Source organism: Leisingera aquaemixtae (assembly GCF_006740765.1).
GTDB classification, from domain to species: Bacteria; Pseudomonadota; Alphaproteobacteria; order Rhodobacterales; family Rhodobacteraceae; genus Leisingera; species Leisingera aquaemixtae.
In genome coordinates this window covers 2,884,327-2,902,246 of record NZ_CP041159.1, presented here as the reverse complement: position 1 = coordinate 2,902,246, position 17,920 = coordinate 2,884,327, and the positions used below count along the sequence as shown (strand labels likewise).

Sequence of the window (17,920 nt, the reverse complement as noted above, 5' to 3'; positions counted from 1 at the left end):
TTTTGTATCCGCCGCAGCGCCCAGGGCCCCCGCCAAGGAAACAAACCCATGACGCCCCAGACCGAAAACCTCCGCATCACCGGAATGCAGGAACTGATCTCGCCCGAAGACCTCGCCGCGCAGCTGCCTTCAACGGCAGCGGTGACCGATACTGTGCTGGCCAGCCGCACTGCGATCCAGGACGTGCTGCACGGCCGCGGCGACCGGGTGATCGCCATCGTCGGCCCCTGCTCGGTGCATGACCCCAAGGCGGCGATGGATTATGCCCGCCGCCTGGCGCCGCTGCGCGAACGGCTGGCCGGCGAGCTGGAAATCGTGATGCGGGTCTACTTCGAGAAGCCCCGCACCATCAGCGGCTGGAAAGGGCTGATCAACGACCCCGGCCTCGACGGCTCCTTCCGCATCAACGAGGGGCTGGGGCTGGCGCGCCGCCTGTGCCTGGACATTAACGCCCTGGGCCTGCCGGTCGGGACCGAGTTCCTGGATACCGCGGTGCCGCAGTACATCTCCGATCTGGTCGCCTGGGCCGCCATCGGCGCCCGCACCACCGAAAGCCAGATCCACCGCGAGATGGCCTCCGGCCTCAGCTGCCCGGTCGGCTTCAAGAACGGCACCCGCGGCAATGTGCAGATCGCGGTGGACGCGGTGCGCTCGGCGGCCCATCCGCATCATTTCATGGCGCTGGCGAAATCGGGGCGGGCGGCGATCGCCGCGACCAGCGGCAACCCCGACGGCCATCTGATCCTGCGCGGCGGCGGCGGCACCAATTATGACGCGGCCTCGGTCGATGCGGCCTGCAATCTGGCGGAGAAGGACGGCATCCGCGGCCATGTGATGATTGACGCCAGCCACGCCAACAGCGGCAAGGACCCGATGCGCCAGCCCGCCGTGCTGCGCGATGTGGCGGCCCAGATCGCCGCGGGCGACAGCCGCATCACCGGCGTGATGGTCGAAAGCCACCTGGTGGCGGGCCGCCAGGACCTGGGCAAGGGAGAGCTGACCTACGGCCAGTCCATCACCGACGGCTGCCTGGGCTGGGAGGACACCGTGGCCGAGCTGGAGCATCTGGCCGCAGCGGTCGCCAAGCGCCGCACGGTGGCCGCGCAGCGGGAGCTGGCCGAGGCCTGAGGCCGTTAAAAGGGGGGACGCGCCTTGCGGCGCGTGCCTCCGGCGGGGAGTATTTCGGGAAAGATGAAGGGCCGGAGCCGTTTTCGGCCGCTTGCTTCATCTGGCCCCAAATATCCCGGGGTGAATTGGCCGTGAGGCCAAGAGGGGCAGCGCCCCTCTTTCCTCTGGCCTGCGGGGCAGCGCCCCTCCGCCGCGGTGCGGCCCGGGCCGCCTGCCGCCTTGCAATCCGCGCGCGCACTCCGCATATCCTTCGGGCAACACTTGCTGGAGTCCACATGATCCGTCCCGCGCTCACTGCCCTTGCCATCGTTCTTGCCCTGCCTGCCGCCGCTGAGACCCGAGTGCCGCAAAGCCAGGCGGAGATCGCGCTGGGGTTTGCGCCGCTGGTCAAGGAGGCGGCGCCGGCGGTGGTGAATATTTACGCCAAGGTGGTGCGCCAGGTGCAGCAGCGCCGCCGCTCGCCGTTCATGAACGATCCGTTCTTCGATGATTTCTTCCGCGGCTTTGCCGAGCCGCAGCCGCGGGTGGAAAACTCGCTCGGCTCCGGGGTGATCCTGTCGGCGGACGGCATCGTGGTCTCCAATTACCATGTCGTCGGCAGCGCCACCGAAATCCGCGTGGTGACCGCAGACCGGCGCGAATACAATGCGCGGGTGATCCTGGGCGACAAGGCCAGCGACCTGGCGATCCTGCAGCTGGAAGAGGCCGAAGGCCTGCCGCATCTGGACCTGCGCAACAGTGATGAGGTGCAGGTGGGCGAGCTGGCGCTGGCGATCGGCAACCCGTTCGGGGTGGGGCAGACCGTCAGCAGCGGCATCATCTCGGGGCTGGCGCGCACCGGCATGGGGGCGGGCGATGGCTTTGGCTATTACATCCAGACCGACGCCCCGATCAATCCGGGCAACTCCGGCGGCGCGCTGATCGACGTCAATGGCGACCTCATTGGCATTAACACCCGCATCCTGTCCCGCTCCGGCGGCTCCAACGGCATTGGCTTTGCGATTCCTGCCAACCTGGTGAAGGAATTCGTCGCGCAGGCCCGCAGCGGCGCGGAAGAGTTTCAGCGCCCCTGGGCGGGCATGGCGGGCCAGCCGGTGGATGCGGATCTGGCGGCCTCTCTCGGGATGGACCTGCCGGAGGGCATGGTGGTTTCGGATCTGCACGCCGAAAGCCCCTTTGCCAAGGCGGGGTTCCGGGCGGGCGACGTGATCACCCATGTGGACGGCGAGGTGGTGAATTCGCCCTCGGAAATGGTGTTCCGCATGTCGGTGGCGGGGCTTGGCGATATGTCCGTCATCACCCGCCTGCGCGGCGGCGAACGGGAGGAGATCGAGGTGCCGATGATCGTGGCGCCCGACCAGCCGCCCGCCAACCCGGTGCAGCTGGATGAGAAAACCGCGCTGCCCGGGCTGACCGTGGCGCGGGTCAATCCCCAGGTGATCGCCCGCCTCGGCCTGCCCCTGTCGGCGGAGGGCGTGGTGGTCACCGACCCCGGCCCCTATGCCGGGCGCGGCGGCGTGCAGGCGGGCGACCAGCTGCTGGCAGTGAATGGCCAGGCAGTGGCCAGCACCGATGACGTTTATGCAATTCTTGCAGGCAGCGGCCGCTGGATCCAGCTGGACCTGAACCGGCACGGCCGCCGCATGGCGCTGAGGTTCCGGCTCTGATGGCGGATCTGTTCGGCAGCCCCGCGTCCGCGGACGCCGCTGCGCAGCAGCCCGCGCCGAACCGGCCGCTGGCCGACCGGCTGCGGCCGCAGTCGCTGAGTGAGGTGATCGGCCAGGAACAGGTGCTGGGGCCAGAAGCGCCCTTGGGGGTGATGCTGGCCTCCGGCTCGCTGTCGTCGCTGATCTTCTGGGGGCCGCCGGGGGTGGGCAAGACCACCATCGCGCGGCTGCTGGCCAAGGAAACCGACCTGCATTTCGTGCAGATCTCGGCGATCTTCACCGGCGTTCCGGAACTCAGGAAGGTGTTCGAGGCCGCAAAGATCCGCCGCCAGAACGGGCAGGGCACGCTGTTGTTCGTGGATGAGATCCACCGCTTCAACAAGGCCCAGCAGGACGGCTTCCTGCCGCATATGGAGGATGGCACCATCCTCTTGGTTGGGGCGACGACGGAAAACCCCTCGTTTGAACTCAATGCCGCTGTGCTCAGCCGCAGCCAGGTGCTGGTGCTGGAGCGGCTGTCGCTGGGTGATCTGGAGCGCCTGACCCAGCGCGCCGAGAAGGAGCTGGGCCGCGCCCTGCCGCTGTCGGGCGATGCCCGCGATGCGCTGCACGAGATGGCCGATGGCGACGGCCGGGCGCTGCTGAACCTCATCGAGCAAGTGGCCGCGTGGAAGGTGGAGGCACCCTTGGGGCGCGAGGCGCTGTCAAACCGGCTGATGCGCCGGGCGGCCAAGTTCGACAAGTCCGGCGACGAGCATTACAACCTGATCTCCGCCTTGCATAAGTCCATCCGCGGCTCCGATCCGGATGCCGCGCTTTACTGGCTGGGGCGGATGCTGGAGGGCGGTGAGGATCCGCGGTTTCTGGCCCGGCGGCTGACGATGATGTCGACCGAGGACATCGGCATGGCCGACCCGCAGGCCAATACCGTCTGCCTCAATGCCTGGCAGACCTATGAGCGCCTTGGCAGCCCGGAGGGCGAGCTGGCGCTCGCGAATGCCGCGGTCTACCTGGCGCTGGCGCCGAAATCCAACGCGGTTTACGTGGGCATCAAGGCGGCCCGGCGGCTGGCCAAGCAGACCGGCAGCGCGCCGCCGCCCAAGCACATCCTGAACGCGCCGACCAAGCTGATGGCGGAGCAGGGCTATGGCGAGGGCTATGCCTATGACCACGACGCGGAGGACGGGTTCTCCGGCCAGAATTACTTCCCCGACGGGGTGAAGCGCCCGGTGCTGTATCAGCCGGTGGAGCGGGGGTTCGAGCGTGAGCTGAAACGGCGGAATGACTATTTCGCGAATCTCAGGCTGAAGCGGAACAAATAAGGCGGCTTTCCCCGGGGAAAGCCGCTGCCTCCGGCGGGCGTATTTCGGGAAAGATGAAAGGGCGGGCGTTGCAGTGGCAGCTCTGCAGCCCTTGCAACACGGGCAAAACTTGACATCCCTGCCTGCGCCGGCGACAGGACTGGGATGATTTTTTCGGTTTCCATGGTCGCGGTCGGCGGCGCAATCGGGGCGGTATGCCGTTATCTGGCCGGGCTGGGCATCATCCGCCTGCTGGGGCATCACGATTTCCCGGTGGCGGTGATCACCGTGAACGTGATCGGCTCCTTCCTGATGGGGGTGTTTGTGGTGGCCGCCGCGATGCGCGGGCTGACCCATCTGAGCCCGTTGGTGATGACCGGGCTTCTGGGCGGGTTCACCACCTTCTCGGCGTTCTCGCTGGAGACCGCCAACCTGATCGAGCGCGGCGCCTTCGGGCAGGCGGCGCTCTATGTAGTTTTGTCCGTGGGCCTGTCGGTCGGCGGTCTGTTTCTCGGCCTGATGGCCGCAAGGGGAGTGTTCGCATGAGCGGCGTTCAGATGATTACCGTCAGCGAAGACGATGGCGGCCAGCGCATCGACCGCTGGCTGCGGCGGCTGTTTCCGCATGTGAACCAGGGCCGCATCGAGAAGATGTGCCGCAAGGGCGAGCTGCGGCTGGATGGCGCACGGGTGAAGGCCAGCAGCCGCGTCGAGGCGGGGCAGGTGGTGCGGGTGCCGCCGCTGGCGGACAGCGACCTGAAACCGGCCGAGCCGCGCGCGATGAAAATCTCGGATGCGGATGCCAAAATGATCCAGTCCTGCGTCATCTACCGCGACGATGATGTGATCGTGCTGAACAAGCCCGCAGGGCTGGCGGTGCAGGGCGGTTCCGGTACCACAAAGCATGTGGACGGGCTGGCCGAGGCGTTGAAGTTCGGGCTGGAGGAAAAGCCCAAGCTGGTGCACCGGATCGACAAGGACACCTCCGGCGTGCTGGTGCTGGCGCGCAACCGCAAGGCGGCGCAGGCGCTGACCGCCGCCTTCCGCCACAAGAACACCCGCAAGATTTACTGGGCCTTGGTGGCTGGCGTGCCGACGCCCTATCTGGGCGAGATCAAGAACGGGCTGGTGAAGGCGCCGGGCCACGGCAAGTCCGGCGAAGGCGAGAAGATGATCAACGTGCATCCGCGCGACATCGACGACACGCCGGGCGCCAAGCGGGCGCATACGCTGTATGCCACGCTGTACCGTGTGGCCAGCCGCGCCGCCTGGGTGGCGATGGAGCCGATCACCGGGCGCACCCACCAGCTGCGGGCGCATATGTCGGGCATGGGCCATCCTATTGCCGGTGACGGCAAATACGGCGGCTCGGGGCAGGAGAACCTGGGCGACGGCTGGGGTGCGCAGATCGGCGGAGTGATCTCCAAGAAGCTGCATCTGCACGCGCGCCGGATGGTATTTGAGCACCCGGTGACGCGCAAGCCGGTTTCGGTGGTGGCACCGCTGCCGGAGCATATGAAGGAAAGCTGGGAGACCTTCGGCTGGAGCGAGGACCTGGCGGCGGACGATCCGTTTGAGGACCTGAAGTGAGCGCACCGCTGCGGCTGATCCTGTTTGATGTCGATGGCACCCTGGCGGACAGCCAAGGCGCGATCACCGGCGCGATGGCGGAGGCGTTCGAGGGTGTGGGCCTGACGGTGCCGCCGCGCGAGGCGATCCTGTCGATTGTGGGCCTGTCGCTGCCGCTGGCGATGCGGGAGCTGGCGCCGGCTGAGGATGCCGCCACCGTTGAAGCGCTGGTGGAGGGCTACAAGTCTTCCTACATGCTGGCGCGCGAGGCGGCAGGGGCAGCGCATTCGCCGCTCTACCCCGGCACGCTGGAGATGCTGGCGGAGCTGAACGAGGTGCCGGAATACCTGCTGGGGGTTGCCACCGGCAAATCCCAGCGCGGCGTTGACGCGCTGATCGCGGCGCATGGGCTGACCTGTTTCGTGACCCGGCAGGTGGCGGATCACCATCCCTCGAAACCGCATCCCTCGATGATCCTGGCGGCGATGGCGGAGACCGGGGTGGAGCGCGGCAGCACCGTGATGATCGGCGACACGCGGTTTGACATTGAAATGGGGCGCGCAGCGGGGGTCACCACCATCGCCGTGCCCTGGGGCTATCATCCGGCAGAGACATTGGGCGCCGATTACCTGATCCGCGATTTCGCGGAGCTGCGCCCGCTGCTGGCAGAGATCTGGAGAGGCTAAGAGATGAGCGGCTGGGCACAGAAACGGTTCTGGAAAGAGGTCTCGGTGGCGGAGACCGGCGGCGGGTTTGCGGTGGAACTGGACGGCCGCCGGGTCAAGACGCCCGCCAAGGCGCCGCTGATGCTGCCGACGCGGGACATGGCCGCGGCCATCGCCGCCGAGTGGGACGCGCAGACCGAGTCAGTCGACCCGCTGGCGATGCCCTGCACCCGGTCGGCGAACGCCGCAATTGACAAGGTGACACATCAGCACAGCGAAGTGGCCGCCATGCTGGCCGAATACGGCGACAGCGATCTGCTGTGCTACCGCGCGGACGCGCCGGTTGAGCTGACGCTGCGGCAGGCGCAGGAATGGGATCCGGCGCTGGACTGGGCGGCAGAGACGCTGGGCGCGCGGCTGCAGCCCCGCATGGGCGTGCTGCATCAGCCGCAGGAGACCGCGGCGCTGGCGGTGCTGGCGGAAAGGGTCCGGGCGATGACGCCGTTCCAGCTGGCGGCGTTCCACGATTTGGTAGGGATTTCCGGCTCTTTGATCCTGGGCTTTGCCGCCGCGCATGGCTGGCGCCGCGCCGATGAGATCTGGCTGCTGTCGCGGCTGGACGAGCGCTGGCAGGAAGAGCAATGGGGCGCGGACGAGGAGGCCGCCGCCGCCGCCGCCGTCAAACGGCAGGAATTTCTGCACGCCAAACGCTTCTTCGATTTTTCCTGAGAGCAGAAAATTACCAATTCGGGCCGCGTGGAGTAAAAATGTTTACTCCCGGTGCATTTGTGCGCATCCCGCCCATCGAATTTCCTGATAGCGGCCTTGACGTTTGTTGATGAATGCGCCCACACTCAGGCGCGAAAAAGGGGTAAACCCTTCTTCGGTCTCATTTCCGGCGGGGGATCGCCGGGTAATAAGAACCGCCGCACAGGCGGACTATCAGGAAGAGGTAAAAATGAAAAAAACCGTATTTTTGGGCGCTCTGACCGTTGCCGGTCTGGCGGCTGGCGCAGCTGCTGCCGGCACGCTGGATGACGTGAAAGCCCGCGGCAAGCTGAACTGCGGCGTCACCACCGGCCTGGTCGGATTTGCGGCCCCGAATGCGAATGGCGAATGGGAAGGTTTTGACGTTGCCGTGTGCCGGGCTGTGGCTGCAGCCGTGCTGGGCGACTCGACCGCTGTTGAATTCGTGCCGACCACCGGCAAGACCCGTTTCACCGCGCTGGCCTCCGGCGAGATCGACCTGCTGGCGCGCAACACCACCTGGACCTTCTCGCGCGATGTCGACCTGAAGTTCGAATTCGTGGGCGTGAACTATTATGACGGCCAGGGCTTCATGGTCCCGAAAGAGCTGGGCGTGTCCTCGGCCAAGGAACTGGACGGCGCCACTGTCTGCATCCAGACCGGCACCACCACCGAGCTGAACCTGGCGGACTTCTTCCGCTCCAACAACATCAGCTATGAGCCGGTTCCGATCGAAACCAACGCCGAAGCGCAGCAGCAGTACCTGGCTGGGTCCTGCGACGTCTACACCACCGACGCCTCCGGCCTGGCCGCAACCCGCGCCACCTTCGACGATCCGTCGGGTCACGTGATCCTGCCGGAAATCATCTCCAAAGAGCCGCTCGGCCCGCTGGTCCGCCATGGCGACCACGAATGGGGCGACGTTGTCCGCTGGAGCCTGATGGCGCTGATCGCGGCTGAAGAGCTGGGCATCACCTCGGCCAACATCAGCGAAATGGCAGCCGGCACCGACAACCCGGAAATCAACCGCCTGCTGGGCAGCGAAGGCACCCTGGGCGAGATGCTGGGCCTGGAAGCTGACTGGGCGCAAAAGGCTGTTGCCGCCGGCGGCAACTACGGTGAGATCTTTGCCAAGAACATCGGCGAAGACACCCCGGTCGGCCTGGCCCGCGGCCTGAACGCACAGTGGACCGAAGGCGGCCTGCTGTACGCTCCGCCGTTCCGCTAAACATACCACCGGGAGGGGCGCAGGACATTCCTGCGCCCTTTTCCTATCAGAAAAAAGCTCCGGTCCGCTGCGGAGCGGCGACAAACGCCGCCAGGACAAAGAACCGGAGCCAGGGGATCACAATACATGTCAACGCTTACTGACCCGCCGAACGAAGGTTTTCGGCTGTCTATGCTCATTAACGATACCCGCTACCGTTCCCTGACGTTTCAGGTGATTGCGGCGATCGTTCTGGCCCTGTGCATCTGGTATCTGGGCAATAACCTGATCCAGAACCTGCGGGCTGCGGGGCTCAATATTTCCTACTCCTTCCTTGGCGACTCGGCCGGGTACGACATCAACCAGCGCCTGGTTGAATACGACAGCCAGTCCAGCCACGCCCGCGCGGCGCTGGTCGGTGTGCTGAACACCCTGCTGGTGGCCTTCCTGGCCTGTATCACCGCCACCGTCTTCGGGGTGGTCGCAGGGGTTCTGAGGCTCTCCAACAACTGGCTCGTCTCCAAGCTGATGGCGGTCTACGTGGAGATCTTCCGCAACATTCCGGTGCTGATCTGGATCATCATCATCTTCACCATCATGACGGCGGTGCTGCCGGGGCCGCGGGAGTTCCGCGGCGACGATCCGTCGGCAAGTATGCTGTTTGACGCCTTTGCCTTCACCAACCGCGGGATCTACACGCCGTTGCCCTGGTTCCAGAACGGGATCTTTGAGAGCACCGCGATGAACTGGCTGCTGATCCTGGCCGGGTTTGCCCTGTCCTGGGGCGTGGTGCATCAGATCAACGTCTGGGCCAGCCGCAAGCAGGAAGCCACCGGTGTCCGCCCCAAGACCCTGCTGCCGGTCCTCGCAGCCTGGCTGGTGCCGTTCCTGGCGCTGACCATGATCATGGGGCTGACCTGGGAATATCCTGAGCTGAAGGGCTTTAACTTCACTGGCGGGATCAAGGTCGGCGGCCCGCTGATCGCGCTGTGGTTTGCGCTGTCGATCTACACCGGCGCCTTTATCGCGGAAAACGTCCGGGCCGGCATCCAGGCGGTGTCCAAGGGCCAGACCGAAGCCGCGGCGGCGCTGGGCCTGCGCCCGCGCCGGGTGATGAACCTGGTGGTTCTGCCGCAGGCGCTGCGGGTGATCATCCCGCCGCTGATCTCGCAGTTCCTCAACATCACCAAGAACTCCTCGCTCGCCATCGCCGTGGGCTATGCGGATATCACCGCAACCCTTGGCGGCATCACCCTGAACCAGACCGGCCGTGCCATCGAGTGCGTGCTGCTCCTGATGCTGTTCTACCTGACCGCCTCGCTGGTGATCTCGATGGTGATGAACGTCTACAACGCATCTGTGAAGCTGAAGGAGCGCTGAGACATGAGCGATACACACGCACAAACCGTCGCCTTTGTCCGCGAAACCCAGATCCCGCCGGCCCCGCCGCCGGCGTCGGAAACCGGTGTGGTGAAATGGCTGCGCGAGAACCTGTTCTCCAACGCCGCGAACTCCGCGCTGACCATCGCGGCGCTGGCGGTGATTTTCCTGGTGCTGCAAAACACGCTGCCGTGGATTTTGAACGGGGTTTGGACCACCAACTCGCTGGCCGAATGCCGCGAAGTGCTGCAGGGCAAGACCGGGGCCTGTTTCTCGGTGCTGACCGAGCGCTGGAACCAGCTTCTGTACGGTTTCAAATATCCCTCTGATGCCTATTGGCGTCCGAACCTGGCCCTGGTTCTGCTGCTGTTTGCAGCCGCGCCGGTGCTGTTCTTCGATCTGCCGCGCAAGCTGCTGATCTTCACTGCCATCTACCCGTTCCTGGCCTTCTGGCTGATCTGGGGCGGCACGCTGATGGTGCCGGTGGTGGCGCTGCTGGGCTTTGCGGCGGCTGCGGCCGTGTTCCAGACCTTCAGCAAGAGCAGCTTTGCGATCGCCTTCTTCGGCGCAATCGCAGCGGCGTTTGCGGTCTGGATCCTGGGCGGGCTGCTGATCCCCGAAGGGGCGTCGGAAAACGCCTGGCTCGCCCCGGTGCCTTCGCGCGATCTGGGCGGCTTCATGCTGAACCTGATGCTGGGCGTGACCTGCGTGTCGCTGTCGCTGCCCCTGGGCATCGCGCTGGCGCTGGGCCGCCAGTCGGACATGCCGCTGATCAAGTGGATGTGCGTGATCTTCATCGAGTTCGTGCGCGGCGTGCCGCTGATCACCCTGCTGTTCGTGGCGTCGGTGATGCTGGCCTACTTCTTCCCGCCGGAAAGCACGGTGGACCTGTTCCTGCGCGTGGTGATCATGATCACCATGTTCTCGGCGGCCTATATCGCCGAGGTGATCCGCGGCGGTCTCGCCGCGCTTCCGAAGGGGCAGTATGAAGCGGCCGACAGCCTGGGCCTGGATTATGCGCAGGCAATGCGGCTGATCATCCTGCCGCAGGCGCTGAAGATCTCCATCCCGGGCATCGTGAACGTGGCCGTCGGCCTGTTCAAGGACACCACCCTGGTCTCGGTCATCTCGATGTTCGACCTGGTGGGCATGATCCGCGGCCCGATCCTCGCCTCCACCGAGTGGAACGGGGTCTACTGGGAGCTTCTGGGCTTTGCCGCGCTTCTGTTCTTCGTCGTCTGCTACGGCATTTCTCAATACTCACAGTGGCTTGAGCGCCGTCTCGCCACCGACCACCGTTAAGGAGTTCAACACATGTCTGAACTTATGTCCGACCGCGAAATCGACCGCTCCAAGATGCAGGTGAGCGACGAGGTCGCCATTGAAATCTCCAACATGAACAAGTGGTACGGGTCCTTCCACGTGCTGCGCGACATCAATCTGACCGTCAACCAGGGCGAGCGGATCGTGATCGCGGGCCCGTCGGGCTCCGGCAAATCCACCCTGATCCGCTGCCTGAACGCGCTGGAAGAGCACCAGCAGGGCAGGATCGTGGTGGACGGCACCGAGCTGTCCAACGACCTCAAGAACATCGACAAGATCCGGTCCGAGGTCGGGATGGTGTTCCAGCACTTCAACCTGTTCCCGCATCTGACCATCCTGGAGAACTGCACCCTGGCGCCGATCTGGGTCCGCAAGACGCCCAAGAAAGAGGCCGAGGAGCGGGCGATGCACTTCCTGGAGAAGGTCAAGATCCCGGAGCAGGCCGACAAGTACCCTGGCCAGCTGTCGGGCGGCCAGCAGCAGCGTGTGGCGATTGCGCGCTCGCTGTGCATGATGCCGCGCATCATGCTGTTCGATGAACCGACATCGGCGCTCGACCCGGAGATGATCAAGGAGGTCCTGGACACCATGATCGAACTGGCCGAGGAAGGCATGACCATGCTGTGCGTGACCCACGAGATGGGCTTTGCCCGTCAGGTGGCGAACCGGGTGATCTTCATGGACGCAGGCCAGATCGTCGAACAGAACGAGCCGGAAGAGTTCTTCAACAACCCGAAGAGCGACCGCACCAAGCTGTTCCTCAGCCAGATCCTGGGCCACTGAGGGCCCCAGCGGCGGCGGGCGGAACCGCCCGCTCTGCAAAACAGAAAGGCCGGGCAGTGCGCCCGGCCTTTTTCCGTTCCGGCTGCCCGGATCAGGAATGGCTCGCGAAGACCTCGGTGGTGCCATCGGCGAGGACCAGCAGGGTATCGAACGCCTCGCGCTCGTCTCCCATCTCCATGCCCGGCGAGCCGATCGGCATTCCCGGCACGGTCAGCCCCAGAGCCGCCGGTTGTTCTACCAGCAGCCGCTGGATGTCCGCCGCGGGCACATGGCCCTCGATCACGTAAGACCCGGCCATCGCAGTGTGGCAGGACGCCAGATCGCCGCCGACGCCCAGCCGCTCTTTCATGGCCCACAGCTCCTCGTCCCCTACGTTGCGCACCTCGGTGGTGAAACCGGCGGCGGCCAGGCGGTCGGCCCAGGCGGTGCAGCAGCCGCAGGTGGGCGACTTCATGATGCGGATGGTGGTCTCCGCTTCCGCGGCAAAGCCCGGCAGGGCGGCGAAGGGCAGGGCGGCTGCGGCCAGCAGCAGGGTACGGCGGTGCATGGGTCTTCTCCAATCCTCGCGGGGGCGTGTTTCCGGCTGGAAATATAGGTCCGCCCGTGCTGCCCTGCCAGAGGCCTCCGGCGCGGGATGCGCCAGAATGACGCAGGCGCCGGGGTTACTCGCCCAGCAGCTCCCGCGGGACGGCGAAATCAATGGCCTTGCCGCTGCTCCAGCTCAGATCCTTCCAGCTGCCGATATCGAACTCCGCCACCAGGGTGGCGCCGGTCGGGTAGTCGTCAAAGCGGGCATGGTCCGGCGGGTTGGCCACGATGGAATGGGCAAAGGCGGCAATGCCGGGATTATGAGCGATCAGCATCACGCGAGGATGCTCGGCCTGGCTCAGCACCTTGAACAGGATGTCCGAATTGGCGTGGTACAGCCGCTGGGTAAAGGCCGCGGGCACCCCCAGCTCCATCAGCTCATAGGTTTCGCGGGTGCGCCGGGATGAGGAGGAGATCACCTGATCCGGCAGATAGCCGTTGCCGCGCAGCCAGTCGGCAATGACCGGGGCGGAGCGGCGGCCCCGTTTGTTCAGCGGGCGGGCGTGGTCGCTGGGGACACTGGTGTCCCAGGCGGATTTGGCGTGGCGGGTCAGGATCAGGGTGCAGGTCATTGCGGGTGAAAATGCCTCATGTGATGTGCGGTTTGGTCAGCCGCCCGGCCGGCGGTGCGGCTTAGCGGGCAGGCGCGGCGGGCCAGGCAGCCGCCGGTCATGCAGCCGGCGCCTGCGCTGGTATCAAGATAGTCATGGCAGGCCGCCAGATCGTAGGGACCCCCGTCCGCCAGCGCCGCCGCCGGGCAGGCGGTCAGGCAGGGACGGGAGCGGCAGCTGTGGCAGGGCGACTCTGCCAAAGGGGGAGGGGGGATGTCAAATTCCGGTTTGAAATGAAGGGCCCCCCGCAAAGAAATCATCAGTCCGGCCTGATCATGCACCATCATCTGTGACGGCGATGTGAAGAACCGCCCCGTGGCCAGCGCCCAGTTGATGAAGGGCGTATAGGGCGGCCCGCCAAAGGGGTAATGGGCGCCGCCGCCCAGGGTCTCTGCCAGCGATCCGATCACCCGCTGCGACCAGCGGTCCACCGGGTCGGGCCTGCCGTCGCTGTATTCCGGGCTGGCGGTAAAGCGCGGCCAGAACGCCTTGTCCGTGCCCAGCAGCACCAGGGTGCCGCCCGCCAGCGCCTTGACAGGCTGGCGCCGCGGATGCAGCGCGCCGTAAACCGCAAGCCCGGCCTGCGCGGCCGCCGCTTCGATCCGCGTATAAAACGGAGTGTCCCGGGCGGGGGCATCCGGCAGGTCAGTCAGGGTCATAAGCGGCATCCGGTCCGGTGGCATGGGGCGAGCCTAGCAGCGCGGCAGCCCCTTCCGGAGCGCAAAAACGCCGCGCAACCGCCTGCCGGCGTCTTCCTGCCGCCCGGCTCAGCGGCGGCGGAACGGCAGCATCAGGCTCCAGCCCAGCCGGGCCGGCCGCCCGTCCTGCCACTGCAGCCCCACAGTCATGCCGTCATGCCCCTGGCCGGGCTGCGCGGTGTAGGTGCCAAAGATCCGGTCCCAGACCGACAGGGCAAAGCCGTAGTTGCTGTCATGCTCGCTGCGGCGGATGGAATGATGCACCCGGTGCATGTCCGGCGTCACCAGCAGCAGCCGCAGCAGCGCGTCCGCCCTGCGGGGCAGCGCCAGATTGGCATGGTTGAATAGCGCGGTGCCGTTCAGCAGGATCTCGAACAGCACCACCGCCAGGGCCGGGGGCCCCAGCAGATAGACCAGCCCGATCTTCAGCAGCATCGACAGCGCGATCTCCACCGGGTGAAAGCGGACCGCGGTGGTCACATCCATGTCGCGGTCGGCATGATGCACCCGGTGCAGCCGCCACAACAGCGGCACCTTATGGGTGACCAGATGCTGCAGCCAGATCGCAAAATCCAGCACCAGCACCGCCAGCAGCCCCTCCACCCAGCCGGGCCAGCGCACCGCATTCAGCAGCCCCCAGCCATGTTCTGCCGCATCCAGCGCCGCGCCGATGGCGAGCAGGGGCAGCCCAACTGCCAGCGCCCGCAGGGTCAGCGTGTTCAGGATGGAGATCGACAGGTTGGCGGGCCAGCGCCGCCGCCGCGGCAGGCTGCGGGCGCGCCGCGGCGCCCAGGCCTCTGCCGCCGCAAACAGCGCAAACAGCCCCAGGAAGGCCGCAAGGCGGATCAGGGTTTCATGCTCCATAGATGCAGCGATGCGCATATGGCAGCAAAAAGCAACTGTGTTGCACAGATCGGGCGCCGTGCAGCACGGATCCCTTGTTCATCTGGCTGAAAATATCCCGGGGTGAATTGGCCCAGGGGGCCAAGAGGGGCAGCGCCCCCCAAGTCCCCTTTCGGCAGACGCCTCAGGCGCGGATCATCGAGCCCGCGCCGTGGTCGGTGTAAAGCTCCAGCAGCACCGCGTTCTGCACCCGCCCGTCGACGATGGTGCAGGCGCGCACGCCGTTCCGCACCGCGTCCAGCGCTGTTTCGGTCTTGGGGATCATGCCGCCCGCGATCACGCCGCTGGCGGTCATCTCCTCGACATCCGCCGCCTTCAGCTCTGTCACCACGTCGCCATCGGCATTCTTGACGCCCGCCACATCGGTCAGCAGCAGCAGCCGGTCGGCGGTCAGTGCCTTGGCGATGGCGCCGGCGGCGGTGTCGCCGTTGATGTTGTAGGTCTCGCCGTCGCGGCCGCCGCCGATCGGGGCGATGACCGGGATCATGTTCTTTTCAAACAGGCCGTACAGCACCTTGGGGTCCATCTCGGCCGGTGCGCCGACAAAGCCCAGGTCCGGATCGGCCTGATCGCAGATGATGAGGTTCGCGTCCTTGCCCGACAGCCCCACCGCGCGGCCGCCCTGGCGGTTGATCGCCTGCACGATGCGCTTGTTGACGACGCCGGACAGCACCATCTCCACCACTTCCATGGTGGCGGCGTCGGTGACCCGCTTGCCGTTCACGAATTCCGACTTGATCTGCAGCTTTTCCAGCATCGCGTTGATCATCGGCCCGCCGCCATGCACGATCACCGGATTGACGCCCACCTGCCGCATCAGCACGATGTCGCGGGCGAACGTGTCCATCGCCTCATCGCTGCCCATGGCGTGGCCGCCCAGCTTGATGACGACAATGGCCCCGGCAAAGCGCTGGAAATAGGGCAGCGCGCTGGAGAGAGTTTCGGCGGTGGCAATCCAATCGCGGTTCATATCTTGTTTCTTCATTGCTGCATCATCCCTTGGCCCCGATGTGTTACGGGGTTCCGGCGCCGCTGCCAAGGGTTGCGTTTGGCGCACCCCGTTGCGGATCGCGGCGCGGGTGCTAGTCTCAGGCCAGATTCTCACACAAGGAGGGCGCCATGCGCCAGAAGACTTTGCTGCTGACCGGCGCCAGCCGCGGCATCGGCCATGCCACCGTGCGCCGCTTCAACGCGGAGGGCTGGCGGGTGATCACCTGCTCGCGCCAGCCGTTCCCGCAGGAATGCCCCTGGGGCGGCGGCCAGGAGAATCATGTGCAGCTGGACCTGTCGGACCCGTCGGACACGATCAACGCGGTGGGCCAGATCCAGGAGCTGCTGGACGGGCGGCTGGATGCCTTGGTCAACAATGCGGGCATCTCGCCCAAGGGGCCGGAGGGGGAGCGGCTCAATACGCTCAACACCGACCTGATGGACTGGGGCAAGGTGTTTCACGTGAACTTCTTTGCCTCGGTGGTGCTGGCCCGCGGCCTCAAGGAAGAGCTGGCGGCGGCGCAGGGCTCCGTCGTCAATGTGACCTCGATCGCGGGCAGCCGGGTGCATCCGTTCGCGGGTGCCGCCTATGCCACGTCGAAGGCGGCGCTGGCGGCGCTGACGCGGGAAATGGCGCATGACTTCGGGCCGATGGGGGTGCGCGTGAATGCGATTGCGCCGGGGGAAGTCGAGACCTCGATCCTGTCGCCCGGCACCGAAAAGATCGTCGCCAAGCTGCCGATGCAGCGGCTGGGCCAGCCGGAGGAGGTAGCGGCGGCGATCTACTTCCTGTGCTCCAAGGAAAGCTCTTATATCTCCGGCACCGAAATCGAGGTGAACGGCGCGCAGCACGTCTGATTACGGGCATGCCGCCCGGTTGGAAGGCCGGGCGGCGCTCTGTCAGCTCACAGCACGCTTCAGCACCGGCAGGTTGCCGAGCAGCAGCACGTCAAACGCCAGCACCGCCAGCAGCGCCAGGCCGGTCAGCGGGAAGGCCAGCGAGACCAGCACGGCAATCAGCGCAGCGCCCTTCGAGAACGGCATCTCCGCCGGTTCCGGCGGCGCGGCGAGACGGGCGGCACCGGCGGGGCGGCGCTTAACCCACATCACCAGGCCGGAAACGCAGACAAAGATCACCGCGAGGCAGAACACCACGTTCAGCACGAAGCTCCAGCTGCCCATCAGGCCCATGTGGAACGGCACGCTGACTGCCATCGCCTTACCGGCCCAGGAGTAGTCCTCGTATTTCACATCCGCCAGGATCCTGCCGCTGTACTGGTCCACATGCACGGTGCGGTCGATGAAGGGGCTGTCGCCGTCGCCGCTCATGCTGTCGCGGTTGAGGGTCCAGACACCGGTTTCGCCGCCGGGGTAGGCAAGGCGGAAGCGGCCCTCCATCCCCAAGGCACGGCCCAGGGCAATCAGGCTGGCAGCGTCCACGGGCGCGCCCTCTGTCACGCCGGTGATCCCTGCGTCCGAGCCGGAGGCGGGCATCGGGGTCTGCTCCAGCGCCCAGGGCACGTCGTTTGTGTGGCCGTGGTTCATGCTGGCGTGGATGTCATCGGACAGGGGCACGTTGTCCCATTTCGCAGCCGGGAAGGTGGACCACGCCTGCATCATCTGGCCGCCCCAGATGCCGGTCCAGGACAGGCCCGAGATCAGGAACACCACCAGCAGCGCCGACATCCAGAAGCCGGTCACGGCGTGCAGGCTTTTCCACAGGGCGCGGCCACGGGCGCGGAAGTTCGGGACGAGGGCGCTGGCGGCGTTGCCGCGGGGCCACCACAGGTACAGCCCGGTCAGCACCAGCACGAGGCCCAAACCGGCGGCGATCTCGATCAGCCGGTCGCCGGTGTCGCCGATCAGCAGGGTGGAGTGGATGTTGTCGGCCAGGTCATACCAGCCGGCGCGGCGGTCCCAGACTTCGATCACCTCGCCCGAATACTGGTTCAGGGCGACCAGGCGCTGGCCCGCTTCGGTTTTCACCCGGAACACGGCGGCAAGGTCCGGCGCCTTGGGGCCGATCCATTCGGCGATGGTGCCGGGCTGGGCGGCCAGAACGGCGGCCTCCTGCTCTGGGATGCTCAGCTCGGCGGGGCTTGGGGTGACGGGGATCTTCTCGCCGTCGCGGCCATCGAACTGGGTAATGAACATCATCATCAGGCCGGTCACTGCCAGCATGATCAGGAAGGGGATCACGAACAGGCCGGCGTAGAAGTGCCAGCGCCAGACGGCAAAGTAGAATTTATCGGTAAGCGGGCGCGATTGGCCCGCGGGATGCGGTTGGCTGGGTGCCATTGGGTCTCTCCATACCGGAACAGGGCCGGACGCGCGGGGCGCCGGCGGAAATGTCAGAAGTGT

18 protein-coding genes are annotated in these 17,920 nt (G+C 66.1%); 12 read left to right on the top strand and 6 right to left on the bottom strand.

Annotation, left to right across the window (positions count from 1 at the left end):
• The first annotated feature begins 48 nt into the window (after positions 1-48).
• The 11 genes from R2C4_RS15855 (at position 49) to R2C4_RS15805 (ending at position 11,769) form a co-directional block, all read left to right on the top strand.
• Complete coding sequence (locus R2C4_RS15855; protein WP_141891397.1) at positions 49-1,128, top strand: 3-deoxy-7-phosphoheptulonate synthase; 1,080 nt, start codon at positions 49-51, stop codon at positions 1,126-1,128.
• 275 nt (positions 1,129-1,403) lie between these two features.
• Complete coding sequence (locus tag R2C4_RS15850; protein WP_141891396.1) at positions 1,404-2,795, top strand: trypsin-like peptidase domain-containing protein; 1,392 nt, start codon at positions 1,404-1,406, stop codon at positions 2,793-2,795.
• Complete coding sequence (locus R2C4_RS15845) at positions 2,795-4,117, top strand: replication-associated recombination protein A (protein WP_141891395.1); 1,323 nt, start codon at positions 2,795-2,797, stop codon at positions 4,115-4,117. Before R2C4_RS15850 ends, R2C4_RS15845 begins: the two co-directional genes overlap by 1 nt.
• Before the next feature lie 144 nt (positions 4,118-4,261).
• Complete coding sequence (crcB, locus tag R2C4_RS15840; protein ID WP_141891394.1) at positions 4,262-4,642, top strand: fluoride efflux transporter CrcB; 381 nt, start codon at positions 4,262-4,264, stop codon at positions 4,640-4,642.
• The gene (locus R2C4_RS15835) at positions 4,639-5,685 is read left to right on the top strand and encodes an RluA family pseudouridine synthase (RefSeq protein ID WP_141891393.1); all 1,047 of its coding nucleotides are present in this window, start codon (positions 4,639-4,641) and stop codon (positions 5,683-5,685) included. Before crcB ends, R2C4_RS15835 begins: the two co-directional genes overlap by 4 nt.
• Positions 5,682-6,350, top strand: coding sequence for an HAD family hydrolase (locus R2C4_RS15830; RefSeq protein ID WP_141891392.1), 669 nt, complete (start codon positions 5,682-5,684; stop codon positions 6,348-6,350). Before R2C4_RS15835 ends, R2C4_RS15830 begins: the two co-directional genes overlap by 4 nt.
• Before the next feature lie 3 nt (positions 6,351-6,353).
• Complete coding sequence (locus tag R2C4_RS15825; protein ID WP_141891391.1) at positions 6,354-7,058, top strand: ATP12 family chaperone protein; 705 nt, start codon at positions 6,354-6,356, stop codon at positions 7,056-7,058.
• A gap of 229 nt (positions 7,059-7,287) precedes the next feature.
• The gene (locus R2C4_RS15820) at positions 7,288-8,304 is read left to right on the top strand and encodes an amino acid ABC transporter substrate-binding protein (RefSeq protein WP_058285611.1); all 1,017 of its coding nucleotides are present in this window, start codon (positions 7,288-7,290) and stop codon (positions 8,302-8,304) included.
• A 126-nt stretch (positions 8,305-8,430) separates the two neighbouring features.
• The gene (locus R2C4_RS15815; RefSeq protein WP_058285612.1) at positions 8,431-9,663 is read left to right on the top strand and encodes an amino acid ABC transporter permease; all 1,233 of its coding nucleotides are present in this window, start codon (positions 8,431-8,433) and stop codon (positions 9,661-9,663) included.
• 3 nt (positions 9,664-9,666) lie between these two features.
• Positions 9,667-10,965, top strand: a complete 1,299-nt coding sequence (locus R2C4_RS15810; RefSeq protein ID WP_141891390.1) for an amino acid ABC transporter permease — start codon at positions 9,667-9,669, stop codon at positions 10,963-10,965.
• Between the two features lie 12 nt (positions 10,966-10,977).
• Positions 10,978-11,769 carry an amino acid ABC transporter ATP-binding protein gene (locus R2C4_RS15805; protein WP_058285614.1) on the top strand — a complete coding sequence of 264 codons (792 nt, stop codon included), beginning with the start codon at positions 10,978-10,980 and terminating at the stop codon, positions 11,767-11,769.
• 91 nt (positions 11,770-11,860) lie between these two features.
• On the opposite strand, the gene R2C4_RS15800 is transcribed toward R2C4_RS15805, so the two are convergent.
• The 5 genes from R2C4_RS15800 to argB all read right to left on the bottom strand — a co-directional run bounded on the left by R2C4_RS15800 (position 11,861) and on the right by argB (position 15,554).
• On the bottom strand, positions 11,861-12,316 hold the full coding sequence (locus R2C4_RS15800) for a DUF411 domain-containing protein (RefSeq protein WP_141891389.1): 456 nt from the start codon (positions 12,314-12,316) through the stop codon (positions 11,861-11,863).
• A gap of 115 nt (positions 12,317-12,431) precedes the next feature.
• The gene (locus R2C4_RS15795) at positions 12,432-12,929 is read right to left on the bottom strand and encodes a SixA phosphatase family protein (RefSeq protein ID WP_141891388.1); all 498 of its coding nucleotides are present in this window, start codon (positions 12,927-12,929) and stop codon (positions 12,432-12,434) included.
• On the bottom strand, positions 12,926-13,636 hold the full coding sequence (locus tag R2C4_RS15790) for a ferredoxin (protein WP_141892114.1): 711 nt from the start codon (positions 13,634-13,636) through the stop codon (positions 12,926-12,928). The genes R2C4_RS15795 and R2C4_RS15790 overlap by 4 nt, the downstream gene beginning before the upstream one ends.
• A 99-nt stretch (positions 13,637-13,735) precedes the next feature.
• A complete protein-coding gene (locus R2C4_RS15785) occupies positions 13,736-14,530 on the bottom strand; it encodes a sterol desaturase family protein (RefSeq protein WP_141891387.1) in 795 nt (264 codons plus the stop codon).
• A gap of 163 nt (positions 14,531-14,693) precedes the next feature.
• The gene (argB, locus tag R2C4_RS15780; protein WP_058285618.1) at positions 14,694-15,554 is read right to left on the bottom strand and encodes an acetylglutamate kinase; all 861 of its coding nucleotides are present in this window, start codon (positions 15,552-15,554) and stop codon (positions 14,694-14,696) included.
• A 134-nt stretch (positions 15,555-15,688) separates the two neighbouring features.
• Here argB and R2C4_RS15775 point away from each other — a divergent pair, with 134 nt between their 5' ends.
• Positions 15,689-16,417, top strand: coding sequence for an SDR family NAD(P)-dependent oxidoreductase (locus tag R2C4_RS15775; protein ID WP_058285619.1), 729 nt, complete (start codon positions 15,689-15,691; stop codon positions 16,415-16,417).
• A gap of 42 nt (positions 16,418-16,459) precedes the next feature.
• On the opposite strand, the gene R2C4_RS15770 is transcribed toward R2C4_RS15775, so the two are convergent.
• Positions 16,460-17,857, bottom strand: a complete 1,398-nt coding sequence (locus R2C4_RS15770; protein ID WP_141891386.1) for a PepSY-associated TM helix domain-containing protein — start codon at positions 17,855-17,857, stop codon at positions 16,460-16,462.
• Positions 17,858-17,920: the final 63 nt, after the last annotated feature.